Source organism: Bartonella sp. TT29SHDZB, from assembly GCF_042193395.1.
Classification (GTDB): domain Bacteria; phylum Pseudomonadota; class Alphaproteobacteria; order Rhizobiales; family Rhizobiaceae; genus Bartonella.
In genome coordinates this window covers 1-1,577 of record NZ_JBHILQ010000088.1, presented here as the reverse complement: position 1 = coordinate 1,577, position 1,577 = coordinate 1, and the positions used below count along the sequence as shown (strand labels likewise).

Here is a 1,577-nt window from a genome sequence, read left to right as displayed (position 1 = left end):
ACAAATTCGGAGAGAGGCATATCTATAGCGCCACGAATGATGAGCCAACCATAGATGATGAAAGCGATTGTGAGACCGATTGAAACAAAGGGTGTGATTGTAGCTATTGTTTTTGAGGAAATATCCGTAACATATGTTTTTGTTATCTGATCAATTTTATTGAAAAGTTGCGTGAACACTGTAAAGTTCATGGAATTCCTCTTTAACAAATTTTCAACTTTTTATCACCTTAAAACATAGATATATGCTAAACGCTTCATTTGCATTTATATATTACCTAAGTGGTTTCACCACGATATCTTGGCTTTGATAAAATCTTTGTGCCTCTCTGAATTGTTCAGATAGTACTGAACCTTCTACATTAGCTTTTGTTTTCACCGTATGATAGGCATCCCTTGTTTTTCATGGTCAAAAATTTTCATATCAAGTTCGCGTCTTTTTCTTTTGATAAGTGATTGCTCAGCGTTACGTAAATGTGCTACCATTTCCATCTTTATAGATTCATTTTGGATCATGGCTAATGAACCATCGATATGTGCTTGAAGATCTGCAGTATCTTTCAGGTTTGTTTTTGTTTGAATTTCATCTAATAGATGTTTGAGGTATTTAAAACGATTTTCTACGTCTTCAAAAGTTTCTAAACTTACAGCTTTATCTAGTATCGATGCAAATTGTAAACGCCCCGAAATAGCTTTGCCCATTTTATCAAAAGACCCAGAAATTTTGTTTTCTTCCTCTAATACCTTTTGATATGATTCCCTTGAAAGTTTATCTTTCTTATAGAGCGATTCTGGATCTTTGAGAAAAAAACTAGAAAAGTCTATTGTTTTAGATCCAGTTTTCTGACTATTTGTTATAGCTTGATAGGTTGTTTCTGTTTGCGAAAGTTGTTCTTTTTTCAACGCAAACTGTTTTGTTAAGAGCTCAATAATTTCTCCTTTTTTTAATAGATTAATAAGCTCCAGATATTCTACAGGTGGAGTAGGTGTCGGTGGAGCTGGTAGAGCAGGTTGTAGCGATGAAGCAGGTTGCGACTTTCCAGACTGTTTTGGATTTTTTTTAACTTTAGGTTTCTTAATACGTTTAATAATTTTAAAATTTCTAGTGTGTGTTGATTCTACATAGCCAGGATATTCCCATACCTGAACTCCTCCTTTTGATGTGATACTTCTTCTTTGATTTCTATCATACGACAGTGTGTTATCTGCATGTGCCAAATTTATCATTCCCAAAAGGGTGATCATTCCTGTTATAATAAATCGCTTTTTCATCTGTCTCCTCGCTTAATTTCGGCAGGGATTAGGCACCCGGTTCCTATCATTTGGCTGTTTTAGCTTTGGTGCTAATGCACAAGCCGACAAAATGTTTGCAATCAAAATTACAAAATGACCGACTTCATTTTAATATGACTCTTTTTACAGTTATATGCATCCTAATATTTATTGTCATTATTATTATTTTGAACATAAAGTAAAGTACGTTGTGTGTAATTATTTTACTTTTTTATATCCTCTAATTTCTCTGTCTCCATAGATGTCCGAATGTAATGCCTTTTGCGAGAGAATTGGCAATGCTTG

The 1,577-nt window shown here is 34.0% G+C and carries 1 protein-coding gene and 2 pseudogenes; all 3 read right to left on the bottom strand.

Annotation, left to right across the window (positions count from 1 at the left end; all coding sequences use genetic code 11):
* Nucleotides 1–191, bottom strand: a pseudogene (locus ACFIJJ_RS09715) (trwi protein); the annotation flags it as partial.
* Between the two features lie 183 nt (nucleotides 192–374).
* Nucleotides 375–1,271, bottom strand: a complete 897-nt coding sequence (locus tag ACFIJJ_RS09710) for a type IV secretion system protein (RefSeq protein ID WP_375646797.1) — start codon at nucleotides 1,269–1,271, stop codon at nucleotides 375–377.
* Nucleotides 1,268–1,379 (bottom strand): annotated as a pseudogene (locus ACFIJJ_RS09705) (TrwH protein). The gene ACFIJJ_RS09710 and the pseudogene ACFIJJ_RS09705 overlap by 4 nt, the downstream one beginning before the upstream one ends.
* Between the last annotated feature and the right edge of the window lie 198 nt (nucleotides 1,380–1,577).